The 17,091-nt window shown below is 52.9% G+C and carries 13 protein-coding genes; 8 read left to right on the forward strand and 5 right to left on the reverse strand.

The features are described from left to right. The first annotated feature begins 104 nt into the window (after positions 1–104). Complete coding sequence (locus IPG22_22235; protein MBK6590988.1) at positions 105–1,352, forward strand: ABC transporter permease; 1,248 nt, start codon at positions 105–107, stop codon at positions 1,350–1,352. Positions 1,353–1,436: 84 nt separating this feature from the next. Beyond that, positions 1,437–2,702: an ABC transporter permease gene (locus IPG22_22240; protein ID MBK6590989.1), complete on the forward strand. Its 1,266-nt coding sequence runs from the start codon at positions 1,437–1,439 to the stop codon at positions 2,700–2,702. A gap of 52 nt (positions 2,703–2,754) precedes the next feature. Here IPG22_22240 and IPG22_22245 read toward each other — a convergent pair whose 3' ends face one another. Both IPG22_22245 and IPG22_22250 read right to left on the reverse strand, forming a co-directional pair. Then, positions 2,755–3,438, reverse strand: a complete 684-nt coding sequence (locus IPG22_22245; protein ID MBK6590990.1) for a hypothetical protein — start codon at positions 3,436–3,438, stop codon at positions 2,755–2,757. A 6-nt stretch (positions 3,439–3,444) separates the two neighbouring features. Then, entirely contained in the window at positions 3,445–3,705 is a 261-nt protein-coding gene (locus IPG22_22250; GenBank protein MBK6590991.1) for a hypothetical protein, read from the reverse strand. Between the two features lie 92 nt (positions 3,706–3,797). Between IPG22_22250 and IPG22_22255 the strand changes: the two genes are divergently transcribed. Continuing rightward, complete coding sequence (locus IPG22_22255) at positions 3,798–4,757, forward strand: ATP-binding cassette domain-containing protein (GenBank protein MBK6590992.1); 960 nt, start codon at positions 3,798–3,800, stop codon at positions 4,755–4,757. An 88-nt stretch (positions 4,758–4,845) separates the two neighbouring features. Here the strand turns inward: IPG22_22255 and IPG22_22260 are convergent, their stop codons facing one another. Beyond that, positions 4,846–8,190, reverse strand: a complete 3,345-nt coding sequence (locus IPG22_22260; GenBank protein ID MBK6590993.1) for a choice-of-anchor J domain-containing protein — start codon at positions 8,188–8,190, stop codon at positions 4,846–4,848. A 591-nt stretch (positions 8,191–8,781) separates the two neighbouring features. On the opposite strand from IPG22_22260, the gene IPG22_22265 reads away from it, so the two are divergent. The 5 genes from IPG22_22265 (at position 8,782) to IPG22_22285 (ending at position 15,321) form a co-directional block, all read left to right on the forward strand. Then, positions 8,782–9,615 carry a DUF5117 domain-containing protein gene (locus IPG22_22265; GenBank protein MBK6590994.1) on the forward strand — a complete coding sequence of 278 codons (834 nt, stop codon included), beginning with the start codon at positions 8,782–8,784 and terminating at the stop codon, positions 9,613–9,615. Beyond that, entirely contained in the window at positions 9,581–11,404 is a 1,824-nt protein-coding gene (locus IPG22_22270; protein ID MBK6590995.1) for a zinc-dependent metalloprotease, read from the forward strand. The genes IPG22_22265 and IPG22_22270 overlap by 35 nt, the downstream gene beginning before the upstream one ends. 567 nt (positions 11,405–11,971) lie before the next feature. Further along, positions 11,972–12,577 carry a hypothetical protein gene (locus IPG22_22275; GenBank protein ID MBK6590996.1) on the forward strand — a complete coding sequence of 202 codons (606 nt, stop codon included), beginning with the start codon at positions 11,972–11,974 and terminating at the stop codon, positions 12,575–12,577. A gap of 36 nt (positions 12,578–12,613) precedes the next feature. Next, positions 12,614–12,898, forward strand: coding sequence for a hypothetical protein (locus IPG22_22280; GenBank protein MBK6590997.1), 285 nt, complete (start codon positions 12,614–12,616; stop codon positions 12,896–12,898). A gap of 272 nt (positions 12,899–13,170) precedes the next feature. Then, positions 13,171–15,321 carry a M3 family metallopeptidase gene (locus IPG22_22285; protein MBK6590998.1) on the forward strand — a complete coding sequence of 717 codons (2,151 nt, stop codon included), beginning with the start codon at positions 13,171–13,173 and terminating at the stop codon, positions 15,319–15,321. A 51-nt stretch (positions 15,322–15,372) separates the two neighbouring features. Here IPG22_22285 and IPG22_22290 read toward each other — a convergent pair whose 3' ends face one another. Both IPG22_22290 and IPG22_22295 read right to left on the reverse strand, forming a co-directional pair. Continuing rightward, complete coding sequence (locus IPG22_22290; GenBank protein MBK6590999.1) at positions 15,373–16,443, reverse strand: CapA family protein; 1,071 nt, start codon at positions 16,441–16,443, stop codon at positions 15,373–15,375. Between the two features lie 29 nt (positions 16,444–16,472). Further along, on the reverse strand, positions 16,473–16,991 hold the full coding sequence (locus IPG22_22295; GenBank protein ID MBK6591000.1) for an ATPase: 519 nt from the start codon (positions 16,989–16,991) through the stop codon (positions 16,473–16,475). Positions 16,992–17,091 lie beyond the last annotated feature (100 nt).

A 17,091-nucleotide genomic window follows, 5' to 3' on the forward strand; every position in this document is an offset into this window, starting at 1 on the left:
ACATTGGTTTACGTTACCAATCATGTCACTTTACCTGACTTCGATTTTCGATATATTTGCCTTTATGGGAACGGTATCAAAACGTTTAACGTGATCTTTTTTTCATGAGACAGCTTTACTCATTCTATTTTGATGCCTGCGCGATCGCAGTTAAATCGATCCTCGAGCACAAGCTTCGCGCCTTCTTGACGCTGATCGGGATCATAATCGGCGTGGCGGCCGTCGTCGTCGTTGGTGCTTCGATCAGCGGATTAAATGCGTATGTTTCCACACAGATCTCTAAAGTACTGGGAACAAATCACTTCATGATCGCCCGAATGGCCTTTTCAGGACGCATGGCGGATGATGCCTTTGAACGTGCAAACCGCCGTAACAAACGTCCAAACTGGAATGAATATCTATACATAAAAGAGAATTGCACGAACTGCTCTGAAGTTGGTGCTCAGATGTTCAATAGTGCCGACTTCAGTGAAAATGGCGTCGAAATGCCCTCCGTCTCGATCAACGGGGTTACGTCAAATTTTGAGGTGATCGAGGATAAAAATATCATCGAGGGCCGGTTCATCTCCCCAGAGGAGGAGAAACGAGCGTCACACGTCTGCGTTATCGCCGACGATGTCCGTGAAAAATACTTCAGCAACGCCTCGGCACTGGGGAAAACGATAAAGCTGCGGGGCCTGCCGCTGACCATCGTTGGTGTGGAAGATAAACGCGGCAGTTTGCCCGGAGCGTCATTTAACCGTGCGATATATATACCGATCACGCTTCACTCTCAGATCTTCGGAACCGGTGATAACGGGCTGACGATCCACGGCAAAGGCCGCTCGGCCGAAACGTTTGACGCCGCCATCGATGAAGCCAAACTGCTGCTCCGCAACCGCCGCGGCCTTTCAGGCAGTGACGAGGACACGTTCGGCCTCGTCAACACAAAGGAATTGGGAAGCCAGATCGATCAATTCACCGGTGCGATCGCGGCTGTTGTCATTCCGATCACGATGATCATCCTCGTCGTCGGCGGCATCGTCGTGATGAATATCATGCTCGTCTCGGTCACCGAACGAACCTTCGAGGTCGGCCTGCGGAAGGCTTTGGGAGCAACGCGACAGCAGATATTGCTGCAATTCCTTATCGAATCCGCTCTGCTTTGCGTTCTGGGTGGAATAATCGGGCTCATTCTCGCCGTTGGCGTGACGGAACTGGTCACGCTGCTTGCGGGCATTACAATGCGGATAACGATAAGCTACATCATTTTGTCCGTCGGTGTCTCCAGCATCATCGGCGGCGTCGCCGGGCTCTATCCCGCTTGGAAGGCCGCTAGGTTGGACCCGATCGTTGCTTTGACTCAGAATTAGTTGGCCACCGAGGACACGGAGAGTTTTCGATCTATTGGTCAGCCTACTTCTTAACTCTGTGTTCTCTGTAGCCAATAACTACTTATGCGATTTACTACATCCTTACCCTACGAAGTGCTCAAGATGGCGATGGATTCGATTCGGTCGCATAAATTCCGTTCGGCTCTGACGATCATCGGGATCGTCGTCGGTGTGATCACGGCGATCGTCGTGGCGTCGATATTGACGGGCGTTCGCGGGTCGATGGTTGCGATCGTAGAGGAATATGGCACTAACAATATCTACGCGTTTCATCTGACAACTGGATTCGGCGGAGCGAGTCGCGACGAAAGAAACCGCAAACCACTGACCGATCAAGACGCTGAAGCCATACTCGCCCAATCGACGGCGATAAATGACATCTCACTCGTCGCACCGCGCATTGGCTCGTTTAACGGCGGCTTTGACGACAATCTGATCTACGAAGGCAAGAATTACCGCTGGGCACTGACCGACGGCGTTACGCCGAATCATATGGAATTGACCAACCTAGTGTTGAAAGCCGGTCGATTCATCACCGAAGCCGACAATCAGCAACGGCGAAACGTTCTGGTCGTCGGCGTCAATTGTGTCGATGCGCTCTTCCCTGGCAAGGAAGATGATGTGGTCGGAAAAGTCGTCCGGATGAACGGCGAGACCTGGGAGATCATAGGCGTGATCGAAAAGCGAAAGGCTGGGTTTTTTGGCGAAAATGAAGAAGACCGCAAGGTCTTCCTTCCATTTCGAACCGCTAGAAAGGTCGCTCCCGAGCGTAAGGAAGAGCTTTTCGTCATTCAGGCTAAGCAAGGTCAGCTAAAGGATGCAGTTGCTGAGGTAGAAGGTATTTTAAGGCAGCGTCGGAACGTCAAGTACGGCGAACCAAGCGATTTTGATGTGAAGACGGCAGACAGCTTTATCGCACAGTTCGACAGTATCATTGGCGGTGTCGGCCTGGCAGCTATTGCCATTTCCTGTCTCGGCCTGCTGGTTGGCGGGATCGGTGTGATGAACATCATGCTCGTGTCGGTTACCGAACGAACAAAAGAGATCGGTATTCGTAAGGCTATAGGAGCAACAAAATCGGCGATCGTGCTTCAGTTCCTGCTCGAAGCAATGACGCTTACATTTTTCGGCGGGGTGATCGGCGTGGTGATCGCGATCGGTATCAGTAATCTAATAATGCTGCTAGTGCCAAGCATTCCTGCCCAGGTGCCGGCGTGGGCGGTTATCGCGGGCCTCGGAACCTCGGTTGGAGTTGGACTCATTTTTGGCGTGCTGCCTGCGCGCAAGGCTTCGAGACTCGATCCGATCGAATGCCTGCGTTACGAGTAACGAAAAAGGCCGTGAATGCTGTTAACGGCATTCACGGCATAGGGGTATCTATTTAATTTTGCGGATCGGCGTCTTTTAGAAACGAATCATCGATATCTTTTTCGAGCTTCGTCCGTATCTTTTCGACCATTGCCTCGGATTTTTGAAGATTCACGTTGATGTTGCTCTTTGTATTTTGGATCTCTGCGAGCAGGCTCTGAAGGTTTCCCCGTTCAGCAGCAAGGCTTTTACGGCGGTTCTCGCGAACTTCCTCGGGCCTCATTGATCCGTTGAGCTGCAAGGTCCTCTCAATAGACTCAGGGCGAATGTCGATCTCGAGCTGATCGAGCCGTGTCTTCACAGTATTTTCCTTTTCGATCATCTCAAAAAGCTGTTTACGAAGTGATTCGCTCCGCTGCTCCGATCGGGTCAGAATATCAAGGTTGAGCAAGAGCCGCTTTTGCTTTTCGTCCTTATCTACCTTCTGGGCAGATTCGAGCTTTTTGATCCGGTCCGTTAGTTCCTTGATCCGGTCGGCATCCGAAACTGTCGGCTGCTCGGCTGTCTTTTCGGTCGGTACGGATACGAGCGGCGGAAGCTCGACATAATCGCCGGCACGACTGATCACCTCTGCGGTTGGCGGCGGGGTAGCGAGCGGTTTCGGCTTAGGCTTCGTTGCCTGACCGTTCGCCCCAGCCACTCCGACAATGACCGCGAGAAACACATAAGCCAGCTTATTAACGTGAGACATTCTCATTTGCATCTATACCTTCTTATTCTTGTCGGGGATAAAATCACCCCGAACCAGTTCTACCGCATTTTTCGCAAGTCCGACGAACGGGATAGCGTCTATCCCCGAGTTGATAACACCGGCGATCAACCCTTTATTCTTAACATCAGTTCCGACCAGGATCACGGCAATAAACGTACCGCCAAATGGAATCGTCTTCGCGACCCGTTTTGCGATTTGCCACCCGCCCGCGTGGACAACCTTCCTCGTAATGCTCTTCTTTTTTTCTGTCATCCCTTTTGCCATTATACTTGCATTAATTCGATGACGACAGCATACTTTTCTTTGCACGTAAAATCCCCATATTTGTTTCATTTTCGCCGCCAATGTCCCTAAAGATCATAAATCTCTCGCTCCGGGTTGGGAATCGATGGATCCTAAGGGATATTGATCTGGAAGCTCCAACGGGTAAGATATTCGGTATCTGCGGAGCTTTAGGATCCGGAAAAACATCACTCTTGAAAGCGATTGCCGGACACCTTCCACTTAGCAGCGGGCAGATATTCCTCGATTCACTTGACGTTACAGCCAAAGGAAAGGCTCGCGGCTTTGACCTACTCACTGACACCCCTGCGATACTCTGGAAAAACATATTTAGTGCCAAACATCTCTCTCAGGGCGAAACGCAACGAGCTGCCTTTGAGAACTTCATTCAAAGCTCTCAAACGGTTGCCCTGCTCGATGATCCATTTACACAAGTTGACAGCGATACCCGGACCTCACTTCTGCGGGATCTAAAAACCTGGATGACGCCCACAAGGATCGCTATTGTCGCTTCCCACTCGTTCGACCTTTTGGCGTCATTGGCCGATGCGGTTCTAATTATCGGCGAGGGCTATGCTCAACAAACCGGAACGCCAAAGGATATTTATGAAAGGCCGGACACGGCGCTCGTTGCCCGTTTGACGGGCGAGACAAATTTGATTCGGGCACGTCGGATCAGTTCATCAGATGCCGCACTCCCGGAGTTTCAGACGCTGCATGGAGAATATCGCATTTTGTCGCAGCCAACCCCCAAAAGTCGACTTGGCCCTCTGAACAAGGACTCGACCCTGGCAATTCGCCCGGAGCAGATCACGATGTCCATGGGGACGTCGTTTCCCGAAGACAATTTACTGCGAGCCGTTGTGACGAACATCGAATTTCATGGAGCTAAAAGCCTGATCGATTTTGATGCAGGCGGATTGACTTTAAGAGCACGCGTCTTCAAGGTCGTCGGGCTTGAACTGGGGACCGAATGCATGCTCGGACTCCCGCCCGATCGGATCGTCGTGCTCAAGGACTGAACACCGGCTCTGACCGTTAAATTCTACACAACCAGGAAAAAGAAAAGGCGGCCCTGAGGCCGCCTTTTCAGTCTATTCAAGTGATCTCTCACTCTTGTCCAATGAAGTCAGCATCGCTGATCGAATCGAAGACCTGTACAACCCTTGAGTTAAAGCGATATCGGTTCGAGTTGACACCCATAACCAAAGTCGATCCAACTTCGAGATCGTAGAAGTGATAGTAACCGAACGAACCGGTTGTAGCCGTTCTGCGGTTACCCATCGAATCGATGATCGTGACCGTGGCGTTTCTCAATCCGCGGCCGTCCGGTGTCAGGACACGGCCTGAGACCTCGACTCCCGCTGCCGTCGAAGGCAGCAGTTCGATTCCCCATCCGCCCTTGACCTCACCATTGACGACATCTGGTGCGTCCGGTCGTGCGACGCCGTTGTCATCGCGGATGTAGAGATTCCACGTACCGTTTGCCGTCGATCCGCCGAAGTTGCCGAACAATGTCTGTGCATTCGTTCTCGCAACCACGCATCCCGGTTCGACATACGGCCCAGCTGGTGCCGGTGCCGGGAAGTTCGAGACAGGCGTCTCGCACGTCGTCGGCTTGAAGATACCCGTTGCAAGCGGACCTGAGTCAGGCAGCACTGCGTTCGGGTAGTCGGCCAGCGTCAGTGTGACCGCTCCGGCTTCCGTGATCGCGACAGGCCCGCCGACATCGCCGACCAGAGCATATTTCGCTCCGTTCGGGCCAACCAGCAGCACGTCCAAATTATCCGGCTTCGTCGAGTAGAAATCGTACAGCGTCACTCTGATACGGAACGCGTTCGTCGTTGCTCCCGTGACCTCGATCGGCGACGGATACAGCCCTGCGGCCGTGCCCTGAATGATCGAGATCGCAGCCGAATTCTTGAACTGATTAGCCGTGTCGTTGATCGTCAGTACTGCACTGTTCGTGGCAGCGGTACTCGATGGTAACAGTCCTGTGAGTGTCAGATTGACGGTCTCGTCGGTGTCCGCACTGTTATCGCGGCACAATCCTAGCGTGACTGTCTTCGACGTTTCTCCGGCGTTAAAGTTAATTGGGCCCCCGGTCATATTGATCACATCAGCTCCGGTTCCGCAACCCGCCGTTCCGATAACCGCTCGGGTGGACGTCATCGTCAGGAACGCAGTCGTCCCACCTGTCGTCACACCGGTTCTGTTGATCGTAATATCAATTGCCTGAGACTCGTCCTGCTTGTAAGTCGTTGAGCCAAAGGCGAGAAATGTTGTCGGCACCGGCGTAGGTGTCGGCGTCGGCGTTGCTGTTGGTGCAGGCGTTGGGGTCGGAGTTGGTGTTACGCCACCGGCACAAGTGAAGACCAGTGAGAAGCGGTTCACCGTTCCAGTGTCGCCCGCTCCGTTGTCGCTGACATTCAGCGTCCACGTTCCAGCCGCAGCCTGGCCGTCAAAAGCCGACAGCGGATTGTTCGGCGTGAACGATCCCGACGGGAATGCTGCCGCACTACCCGCTGAATTACATGTCGTCTCAAGTGCCGGGAATCCGCCGTCGTCATCCAGGATCACCTGAGCAAGATTGTTATTGCTGCATCCGAATGTCGATGCCGGAACTCCCGGACGATCATAGAACGTTACCGCCGTTCCCGTCGGTGACGTCAGCTTGAAGATAAGGTCGCCGACCCACGAGTGGGTCACGCCTACTCCCGTATCACCAGCCGTCGCACTCGGCGTACCGTCAAACCGGAAATTCAGGTCAGTTATCGTACATGCCGTTCCTACTGCCAGAGGCACATTGACACCTGCTGCTGAGGCATCAGGGATCGTTACGGAAGGTCCCGTGTAACTGATGATGTTCCCGGTTCCCGGTGTCGGCGTCGGTGTTGGTGTTACGACCGGCGTCGGTGTTGGCGTCGGTGAACCAAATGGAGTGTAAACTAAAGTGTCCACACCAATAATATTTGAGTTAGCTCCTGACGGTCCGCCATTCTCTACGAAATAACGGAACGCAAAGCGGCCACTGGTCGGGCCGGAAAGCCCCGAGATCGTCACGGTGAACTGCGTCCAAACGGTCGGATAGTTCGCTCCGTACGTTGGATTAATATCCAGAAGAAGCGTTGTGAAATCACCTACGCTCGTTGCTGTAGAACCAACATCGGAACTGTTGCCGTTCTGCGACAGACGCAACTGCAACCTATCCGGGAACGTTGTACTAGGACTTCTGGTGAAGAACGATATCGTATCACCGTTTCTGAATGTCCTATTCGGACCAAGCAGCCAGTTACTGATAGTTCCTGTGCCGGTCGTGCTGTTAAAGTTGACCAAAACGAAGGACGTCGGGGCACCCTGATGGGCTCCTGTCGGGAACGCCGTGCCAACAGATCCTTGCGACCAAAGGGACGCACCAAGCGGCACGCTTCTGTTGAAGGTTGACCATCCGCCCGTCGAAAGAAGCGTTGCCAGATTCGCAAAATCCTCGTTTATCGGGGTACTCGGACCCGGAGTCGGAGTTGGACTTGGAACCGGCGTAGGCGTCGCCGTCGGAGCCGGAGTCGGGGTTGCCGTCGGGGCCGGAGTCGGTGCTGGCGTCGGCGTTGCCGTCGGAGCCGGCGTCGGTGTTGCTGTCGGAGCCGGAGTCGGCGTCGCCGTCGGTGCCGGAGTTGGGGTCGCCGTCGGAGCCGGAGTAGGCGTCGCTGTCGGAGCCGGGGTCGGCGTCGCAGTCGGTGCCGGAGTCGGCGTCGCTGTTGGCACCGGGGTTGGTACCGGAGTTGGCGTCGCTGTTGGTGCCGGCGTTGGCGTTGGCGTTGGTGCAACTCCACCAGTGATTGTTAAATTGGCTGATGAGATCGAGCCAGTATCGCCTTGAGCACAATCGTTGAACTTTAGGATCCATGTTCCGTTCGCGTTGGTAACTCCAGCAAATGCAGGTGTAAGTAAGGTATTCGCACCGGTGTCATTAGCCGTTCGGTAATCGCCTGCTGGAACTGCCTGGGCCGAAAGTGCTGCCGCAGCAGCAGCCCACCAGTTATTCGGGGCCGTATCGTAAAAGTTGTAAGGCCCGCCCAGATCTGAGCTGTCACCGAAATCCGGGTCGAGATCATTGCCGGTGAAGGTAAAGATGAATGCCTGAGTCGTCCCATTCGGGGCGATCAGCAAGGCATCGATGTCACCCACCCATGTATGAGTGCCGGTGAAATTGACTCGAACATCCGTCGGAGCTCCTGAAATGCCGGTAACTGCAAAGGATATCTGTCTGCCTGCCCCCGTGCAATCATTATCAGGAATTGATCCGGTGTTCGTACCGGGGAATACCGCCTGAGTTTCAGCCTGGACATTTCTAAAAAGCGGAAATGACGCTAGCGCCGCAGTTATGAGGACGGCGACAACCGCAGTCACCAAAGACCGCGTTGTAACCTTCCTTTTCGACATTTTATTTTTTGACATTGTTGTTCGATCCCCCAAATAGATTCAAGATGTAAATCCGCCCGCTTCTCAATTTAATTAAACGGCTCCGGACTGGACAAAATAGTGACTAAAAATTGCTAGACGATTTTGGTTGAGTATATAACTTTTTCATGCTATGTCAAGCTTGAGTGCCCTCCTGCCTTTGGTTTGCAGTGCGTAGAAAGATCTTCAAAAAGGGCGTCAATAAACCGCTCATTTACTAGTCCGGGCCGGGCCATCCGAGCCATCGAAAAAATCAGATTCCCAGCGTTCCGTTGGACCGAGAATACCCAGGATCGGGTTGCTCCGCTCATAACGCTTGTCCGGATCTATCTCCCCGTTTGAGAAGTTTAACTTTTTCGTGCATACTACGATTTCGAATATCACATACTTAAGAATAATCTGTACCAACTTCCTGGGATTTCGCATTTTGAATTCGCAAGCGCCTTCCGGCGTGCGGATGAATGTCGATGGTCAAAAACCAATATCCCGAGATGTCACGCCGTGAGCTCCATTTCCGATGTGGCTCCCGGATCTGACGGAACGACCTTTAGTAATCTTTCTGTACAAAAAACTAGGAGATCTATCACGATGAGAGGAACCTCGATACGAATTTTGCTGATGGCCCTGATCCTGGGCTCGTCGGCTATGTTTATTTTTGCCCAGGATCCGCCGCCTGATACGCCTGCGGTTCCCGGTGGAGCCCGGCCCGGTGCGGGCGGAGCTTCCCAAGACCCACAGCCTTACGAGAAGGTTATTACCAAGGATGCCAAGACCAAAAAGGGCCTTTTTGCTGTACATCAGATCAAGGATAAGTACTTTTACGAGATCCCTAAAACGGAACTCGGCAAAGACCTTCTCTGGGTCACGCAGATCGCCAAAACGACGCTCGGTGTTGGCTATGGCGGCCAGGCTCTCGGCAGCCGCGTGGTTCGGTGGGAGCGTTTGGACAACAAGATCTTTCTTCGCGGCGTCAACTTCTCGGTCGTTGCCGATCCGAGCAACCCGGTCGCTCAGGCTGTGGCAGATTCGAATAACAGCCCGATCATAATGTCGTTCAACGTAGCGGCATGGGGACCGGACGAAGCGGCCGTGATCGATGTCACGCGGCTGTTCAGCACCGACGTTTTTGAGTTCAGTGCCAGACAGAGACTGAATGCTACGGCACTCGACGCCACGCGTTCTTACATCGAACGCGTAACTCCCTTCCCTACAAATATCGAAGCCGAATCGTCCATGACCTACACACGGGCGGCTCCTCCGGCAGGTGCCGGCGGCGGAGCTCCGGGTGGTGCACAGGCGGGCGGAATGAATCCGGGAAGCGCAACCGTAGTACTGCATTACAGCATGGTCAAACTACCGGAAAATCCTATGATGCCGCGTCTATTTGATGAGCGTCGGCTACTTTTCACAGTCGCAATATGACTATGGCCGCGACGAGCATAAAGCTCCGGAAACTACGTACATCCGCCGCTGGCGTCTCGAAAAGAAAGACCCCAATGCCGAAATGTCCGAGCCGGTGAAACAGATCGTTTACTACATCGACTCGGCGACGCCGGTAAAATGGCGTCCTTACATGATCCGCGGCGTGGAAAAATGGCAGAAAGCTTTTGAGGCTGCCGGCTTCAAGAACGCCATTATTGCCAAGATCGCCCCGACCAAAAAGGAAAATCCTGATTTCAGCCCCGAAGACGCCCGATACTCGGTCATCCGCTGGCTGCCTTCGACTACTGAAAATGCTTCGGGCCCGCACGTCGCTGACCCGAGAACCGGTGAGATCCTCGAATCAGACATCCAGTTCTATCACAACATCATGAACCTCCAGCGTTCATGGTATTTCCTGCAAGCCGGAGCCCTGGACAAACGTGCCCAGACATTCCCTATGCCGGACGAACTCATGGGCGTTCTGCTCGAATACGTTGCGGCTCATGAGGTCGGCCACACGCTTGGCTTCCAGCACAATATGAAAGCCAGCTCGACCTATCCACAGGACAAGGTCCGCGATCCGGCTTGGGTCAAGAAAATGGGCCACACGCCGACCCTGATGGACTATTCGCGTTTCAATTACGTCGCACAACCTGAAGACGGCATCGCTATTGACGATCTCGTCCCCGGCATCGGGCCGTACGATGAATTTGCGACCATGTGGGGCTACAAGCCAATTCCGGGAGCAAAAACCCCGGATGCTGAGAAGCCAACGCTTAATCAGTGGGCAAAACTGCAGGATGCGACCCCGTGGCTGCGTTTCTCGACCGATGGAGCCAGCGGCAGCGACCCGGGCGAACTTACCGAAGCCGTCGGTGATGCCGATGCGGTCAAGTCTTCGGGCCTAGGCCTCAAGAATCTGCAGCGCATTTCAAAAATGCTGGTAAACACCACGACCGCAACGCAGAACGGCGAGCCTTACAATGACCTTGCCGAACTCTACGGCCGTATGCTTGGCCAGTGGACGCTCGAGATGAACCACGTCGCCGCGATCGTCGGCGGATTCAATTCGCAGCAGAAACATATCGGACAGCCTGGGCCGAAGTTCACACTGGTTCCCAAGGCAAAACAGGCTGAAGCAGTTAAATTCCTTAACGACAATGCTATCGCAACCCCGATGTGGGCGATCGACAAGGACATCCTGCGTAAGATCGAGCCGATCGGTGCTCTGAACCGTGTTCGAAATGCTCAAAACAGCGTCCTCAACAACCTTATGTCGAGCACGCGTTTCGCACGCCTGATCGAACAGCAGGCTCTGGACGGAGCGGATGCCTACAGTGCTCCGGAATTCCTGGCTGACCTTCGCAACGGTGTGTTCAGCGAAATGAATTCCGCGTCGCCGGTGATCGATGCCTATCGCCGCAATCTGCAGCGTGCATATCTCGACATCGCCAACAACAAGCTGAACGCTCCGGCGGCAACCGTTCCACAGGGATTACCTGCTTCGTTTGCAGGAATGTTCATGACGAGCGGTGACGAAAAGGCGTTCTACCGTGCCGAGCTGAAAACCATCAGCGCGATGGCCGGTGCTGCGTACGCCAAGTCGAAAGACAAAGCAACGCGTGCCCATCTCGATGCGGTCCGCGATCAGATCTCGAAGATCCTCAACCCCAACTACTCCGGCGTCGGTGCCTCAGCAGGCACGCAGTCACGTTCGGCGATGGAGGTTCTGGAACTCTTCCTTAAAGACTCTGATAGCTGCTTCCCTGACTACATCATCAAACCGTAGTTTCGGAACGTAGATAAAACTCAAAAAGGACAGCTCGCGAGGGCTGTCCTTTTTTGCAATTTTTCGTCAAGGAACGGTCTTTTCAAAAAGATCATTTCGTGTAAAAACAACGGTCACTAAAATTAGCACACTAATAATGTGAATCGTTTCACACTTTTTGTGAAACAGCCATGTTTACTGGCCGACAAACGCATAAACACCCCGATTGGTCACAGGAACCGCCCAGTCTATCAACGAAAAACAGCCTCATTGGTAGAGGTAAATACGAGATAGGTCGAACGTTTTTAGGCGTCCTGAAATTCGACCAAACTGATTGGAACAAAAGTGTATCTATTGCCTCACCGTGACTCAAGTTCAATCATGTTTACGATTGACAGCGATGGTAAGCTATTTAACTATTATCCTGCATCCAGACGATGGCTTTTGGTGCCTTAAATTGATGAGTGAAATAACGGCAGTTTCCACTCCGGCTAAGAGAAACCGGTACTTTTTTGCAGCATCGCTGATAGCTCTGGCGTTCGCGTTGATCGGATTCCTTAAGACCTTTTTATTCCTAAGATGTACGGCGTGTTCGAGGCTCCGCCGGTTATCTATATTCACGGCGGATTGCTTTTTCTGTGGGCGGCATTTTTTGTCGTACAGGCCTTTTTGATCCGTAAGAGAAAGCTCAAATATCATCGGTTGCTCGGTTTAGGAAGCGTTGTTCTCGTTTCAGGAGTCGCTTTCTCGACAATGGCTGTCGGGGTTTACGTCATGAAACGCGATCTGGCTCTTGGTCTTGGCGAGATCGCAACTTCATCTCTGGTCGGGACCTTTACGACGCCGATCGTATTTCTAATATTCGTTGCTGCGGGAATTTACTATCGTCGGAAACCGGAGATTCACAAACGGCTTATGCTGCTCGCCATGATCACCATCATGTGGCCTGCGTTTTTCAGATTTAGACATTATTTTCCCGGTGTCTCGAACCCGGAGCTAATTTTCGGAGTATTGCTGCCCAACAGCATGACGCTAATTGTAATGTGCTGGGAGAAACTTACCGTCGGACGTATCAGCCCGGTTTACCTTTTCGCGGGCACGGCTCTATTTATCGAGAATCTAGCGGAAAACCTCCTCTTTGATTCACCCGCATGGCGGTGCGTCGCGCATTGGCTCGCCGGCTTTTTTGTTTAAATGCGAACTATTTAGATCTAAGGCGAAGTTCACCCTTTGTCTCGTTTTGCACAAAAACGGTTTGGGTTTAGAATGCTCGTCATGGAGCTATCATTGGAGGAGATCGGAAAGATCATTTTGCATCTTGACGCTCGGGTTCAGGATGATGATTCGGCGGCGGAGCTGCCGGAATTGACACCTGAGGACGAAGCGATACTCGAACGTGCCTGGCGTGTACTAGCCGCCGTACGCGAACCGCCGGCCGTGTCGGCGACGATGTCGGACGAGGAAACAATGCGGCTTTTCGGTCTTGGCGAGCAAAAAAGTCAGCACGCTTTGTAACCCATCGCACAGAGTCTGGATCCGAGTTTAGTTAAGCTTTTCCTGATTGGAAGTCATCCGATCAGGACTATCGGCACGATAGGAGCAAAGACGGCCACCGTTTCTAGCTGCGGTGGCCGTCTTATTTTGTCTGAAAGTGCGAGCGTCGAGGTAGCGGGACATGGGACAGTCAACCTTTTACGATGGCTGGGCGTCAAAACGAAGCAATTTGTCCGGCGTGCCGCGGAGCGGTATATTCAAAGGCGTGGACGTTTATTCAGGAGATCACCTAGATGAAGAAGACCTTGTATTTTGCCGCGATCGCAGCCATCGCTGCCGGCGTTGTTTTTATGGGAACTAACAAAGAACGTACTGTCACAGCCGCTGCTGCTGCCGCTAACCCTTTGACCGAGAAATGGACCGGGCCGTTTGGCGGGCTTCCGCCTTTTGACAAGGTAAAGATATCGGATCTCAAACCGGCGCTTGAAACCGCGATGGAAGAGAACCTTTTTGAGGTCGCAGCGATCGCAAATCAGTCTGAACCGCCGACATTTGAAAACACGATCGTCGCGCTGGAGAAAACCGGGCAAACGCTGGATCGGGTAAGCACCATTTACGGGATCTGGACGACCAGCATGAGCAATGATGAGTTTAGCAAGGTCGAGACCGAAATGGACCCAAAACTCGCCGGGCATTACGACAAGATCACGCAGAACGAAAAGCTCTTCAAACGCATCGAGGCGGTTTACAACGACAAAAACAGGTCAAAATTGACCGCCGAACAGCAGCGGCTCTCGTGGCTCTATTACACGAACTTTGTTAGGGCAGGTGCGAAACTTGACGCGGCCAAAAAGGCGCGACTTTCCGAGATAAATCAGGCCCTCGCCGGGCACTTTACCAAGTTCAGCCAGAATCTTTTGGGCGATGAGACGCAGGTTTATATGACGCTCGATTCCGAAGCCGACCTTGCCGGATTGCCGCAGGCTTTGAAAGATGCGGCGGCTTCGGCGGCAGTTTCGAAAAAAGTTCCGGGCAAATGGGTGATCAGAAACACGCGCTCGTCGATCGATCCGTTTTTGACGTATTCGAGCCGCCGCGACCTGCGTGAAAAGGCGTGGAAGATGTACGTAAATCGCGGCGACAACGGCGACGCCCGCGACAACAACGGCATTATTCCTGAGATCCTGAAACTAAGATTCGAACGTGCCCAACTACTCGGCTACAAAACCCACGCCCAATGGCGGCTCGAAAATGCGATGGCGAAAACGCCCGAAAACGCCATGAAGCTAATGGAAGGCGTCTGGCCCGCCGCAATCGCTCGCGTCAAGGAAGAGGTCGCCGACATGCAGACGCTCGCGGATAAAGAAGGTGCTAAGATCAAGGTCGAACCGTGGGATTACCGATTCTATATGGAAAAGGTCCGAAAGGACCGTTACGATTTGGATCAGAACGAAGTCTCAAAATACCTGCAGCTCGACAAGATCCGTGAAGCGATGTTCTGGATGGCAGGCGAGCTGTTCAATTTTACGTTCACGCCTATGTCCGGCGTAGCGGTATTCCATCCAGACGTGACGGTCTATGAGGTCAAGGACAAGACGACCGGCAAGCATGTTGGCGTATGGTACTTCGACCCATACGCCCGCGATGGCAAGCGTTCGGGAGCGTGGATGAATGCCTACCGTAATCAATACCGCATCAACGGCGACGTCATGACGATCGTTTCGAACAACGCGAACTTTGTAAAAGGAAATCCGGGCGAACCGGTACTGATATCGTGGGATGATGCCGAGACGATGTTCCACGAATTTGGCCACGCCTTGCACGGGCTTTCGTCAAACGTGACGTATCCGAGTCTGTCGGGAACGAATGTGGCAAGAGATTATGTCGAGTTCCCTTCGCAGATCCTTGAGCATTGGGTCTCGACACCCGAGGTTCTAGGCAAATTTTCACTGCATTACCAGACCGGAAAGCCGATCCCGGCCGAACTCGTTGCGAAGATAAAGAAGGCTGATACGTTCAATCAAGGTTTCGCAACGACCGAATACCTCTCGAGTGCCCTTGTCGACATGAAACTCCACCTCGCGGGCGGAGCGACGATCGACGCGGATAAGTTTGAGAAAGACACGCTCGCTGCTCTTGGAATGCCGGGCGAATTGGTTATGCGTCACCGAACGCCGCAATTTGGACACGTGTTTGCGAACGATGGTTATTCCGCCGGATATTACAGCTATCTTTGGTCGGATGTCCTGACCGCGGATGCGTACGGGGCCTTTGCCGAAGCCGGCGGACCGTATGACAAGAAGGTCGGTGAGCGTTTGAAGAAGTTTATCTTCTCAGTCGGCAACACGATCGACCCGGCGGAAGCGTACCGAAATTTCCGCGGACGCGACCCAAATGTCGATGCATTGATGATCAAACGCGGATTTCCGGTGAATAAGAAATGATCTAATCGGATCGGCATAAACAAGAAGCCTCGCGACAACTGCGGGGCTTTTTTATTTGATAGCGCCCGGGCGAAAGATCGGCTCGTTAACGCCGATCTTCCGCAATATCTCTTTTGTTTCGATCGCGGTTGCCTGTCTTGGAGCTCCTCGCTCGATGACGACAGGCAGTATTTCGATCTGATCTATCCGGGATCCGCGAATTGTCACTCGCAGCATCAATCCCGTTCGAGTCTCACTCCATGGCTGGTCAAACACAAAATTGCCGAGCGAATAAAAGATAGGCTTCCCGCGATAGACCTGCATTGTCTGTACCCAATGCGGGTGTGCTCCGATCACAAGATCGGCACCGGCATCGAGGGCGGCTTGAGCAAAAGTGACCTGCGAGCGATTTGGCTTTCGAGTATATTCATCGCCGGCGTGCATTGTAACCACGACAAGGTCAGATCCATCTTTTGCCTGTAAGATCGAACGCTCCAAGAGCCTAAGATCCTCGACGCGGGCGACATGACCGTTGCGGGCTGTACCGCCGTCATTGAGCGTCGCATACGATGCTCCGATAAATGCGATCCGGATCCCATTCGCCTCGATCACCGCAGGCTGCCATGCTTCTTCCTGATCCTGGCCAACCCCGATGTGCCTGATACCTCGTTTCTCCAGAAAACCCAACGTGGATCTGAGGCCTTTCAGGCCTTGATCGAAAGCGTGGTTATTCGCTAGATTGACTATCTTGAATTTGTAATTCACCAAGCCGTCGATATTGTCGGTTCTGGTATTGAATATCAGGCCTTTGCCCAGGTTGCGATCATTGCCGGAGATTGGGCACTCGAGATTACCAAAATTGAAATCCGACTTAAGGAGAATGTCATCAAGCTTTGTAAAAGGATATTCGGAGGAACCTGCTCGATCGATCGCCCTCGCGACCCCGCGAGACAGCATGATATCCCCGACGGCAACGAAAGTCGCCGAACGATCAGCGGTTGGTGGTACCGTCGATTGATCCGTATTCCCGTGAACAGGAGCACTCTCGTAACGGCCGCCGACGCAGGATGACAAGACGAAGAGTACGCCGGCAAGGATCAGGCCAGCTAAAAAATAGGAGTACATCGGGAACCGGTTGAACATTTACCTGACCTCCCGCCTTTCAGACAGCGTCAGTTTCGTGTCCAGTGGACGCGAGCTACTTTGTTCTCATGCGAAAAGTCATACACAGTTTTGCCGTCGTATGCTTTTTCCACTGCGTGGCCGAGTCGTTGGGCAAGATGCTCGGTCGTAGTTTCGATCACGAGTTTCCCATCCTCATCGTGGCGGTCCATGATCCGCGATAAAGGATTATCTTGAAGAGCATCCCGCGTTTCGTTGTCGATCAAACTATTGATCTCGTCGCGGTGCTTCGTGAGAAAATCACCGTCTAGTACGAAATAACCGCCAACTACGCCCTGTTTTAACTGCTTGCACGCCGGGCAAGTGGTCTCTTTACCGGGACGCCAGTGTACGTGTTCGGACGTTTCTTTCGAATCGGATCTCGCAACCCAGCGTTTATCCGTGTAGATCGCACCGCATTCGATGCAATGTGCGGTTCCAATGGATGAGTCGTGACTGCGATGTTCACCGCCCTCGTGATCCACTCGTTTAGTAAATGTCTCGTTCGTATAGTGTTTCTTTGTCACCATAACAACCTCCACCTTTGGATCGAATCATCGATCAAAGGATTCATTTCAACCTCTAACATCTTCTTGTTGGCAAGAGTTATGCCAGACTGAAATCTGTCCG

This window comes from Acidobacteriota bacterium (assembly GCA_016703965.1).
Lineage (GTDB): Bacteria > Acidobacteriota > Blastocatellia > Pyrinomonadales > Pyrinomonadaceae > OLB17.

Bases quoted from the DNA above. Each gene is read 5' to 3' on its own strand.
- IPG22_22235 (MBK6590988.1), top strand. From the start codon at position 105: ATGAGACAGCTTTACTCATTCTATTTTGATGCCTGCGCGATCGCAGTT.
- IPG22_22240 (MBK6590989.1), top strand. From the start codon at position 1,437: ATGCGATTTACTACATCCTTACCCTACGAAGTGCTCAAGATGGCGATG.
- IPG22_22245 (MBK6590990.1), bottom strand. From the start codon at position 3,438: ATGAGAATGTCTCACGTTAATAAGCTGGCTTATGTGTTTCTCGCGGTC.
- IPG22_22250 (MBK6590991.1), bottom strand. From the start codon at position 3,705: ATGACAGAAAAAAAGAAGAGCATTACGAGGAAGGTTGTCCACGCGGGC.
- IPG22_22255 (MBK6590992.1), top strand. From the start codon at position 3,798: ATGTCCCTAAAGATCATAAATCTCTCGCTCCGGGTTGGGAATCGATGG.
- IPG22_22260 (MBK6590993.1), bottom strand. From the start codon at position 8,190: ATGTCAAAAAATAAAATGTCGAAAAGGAAGGTTACAACGCGGTCTTTG.
- IPG22_22265 (MBK6590994.1), top strand. From the start codon at position 8,782: ATGAGAGGAACCTCGATACGAATTTTGCTGATGGCCCTGATCCTGGGC.
- IPG22_22270 (MBK6590995.1), top strand. From the start codon at position 9,581: ATGAGCGTCGGCTACTTTTCACAGTCGCAATATGACTATGGCCGCGAC.
- IPG22_22285 (MBK6590998.1), top strand. From the start codon at position 13,171: ATGAAGAAGACCTTGTATTTTGCCGCGATCGCAGCCATCGCTGCCGGC.
- IPG22_22290 (MBK6590999.1), bottom strand. From the start codon at position 16,443: ATGTTCAACCGGTTCCCGATGTACTCCTATTTTTTAGCTGGCCTGATC.
- IPG22_22295 (MBK6591000.1), bottom strand. From the start codon at position 16,991: ATGGTGACAAAGAAACACTATACGAACGAGACATTTACTAAACGAGTG.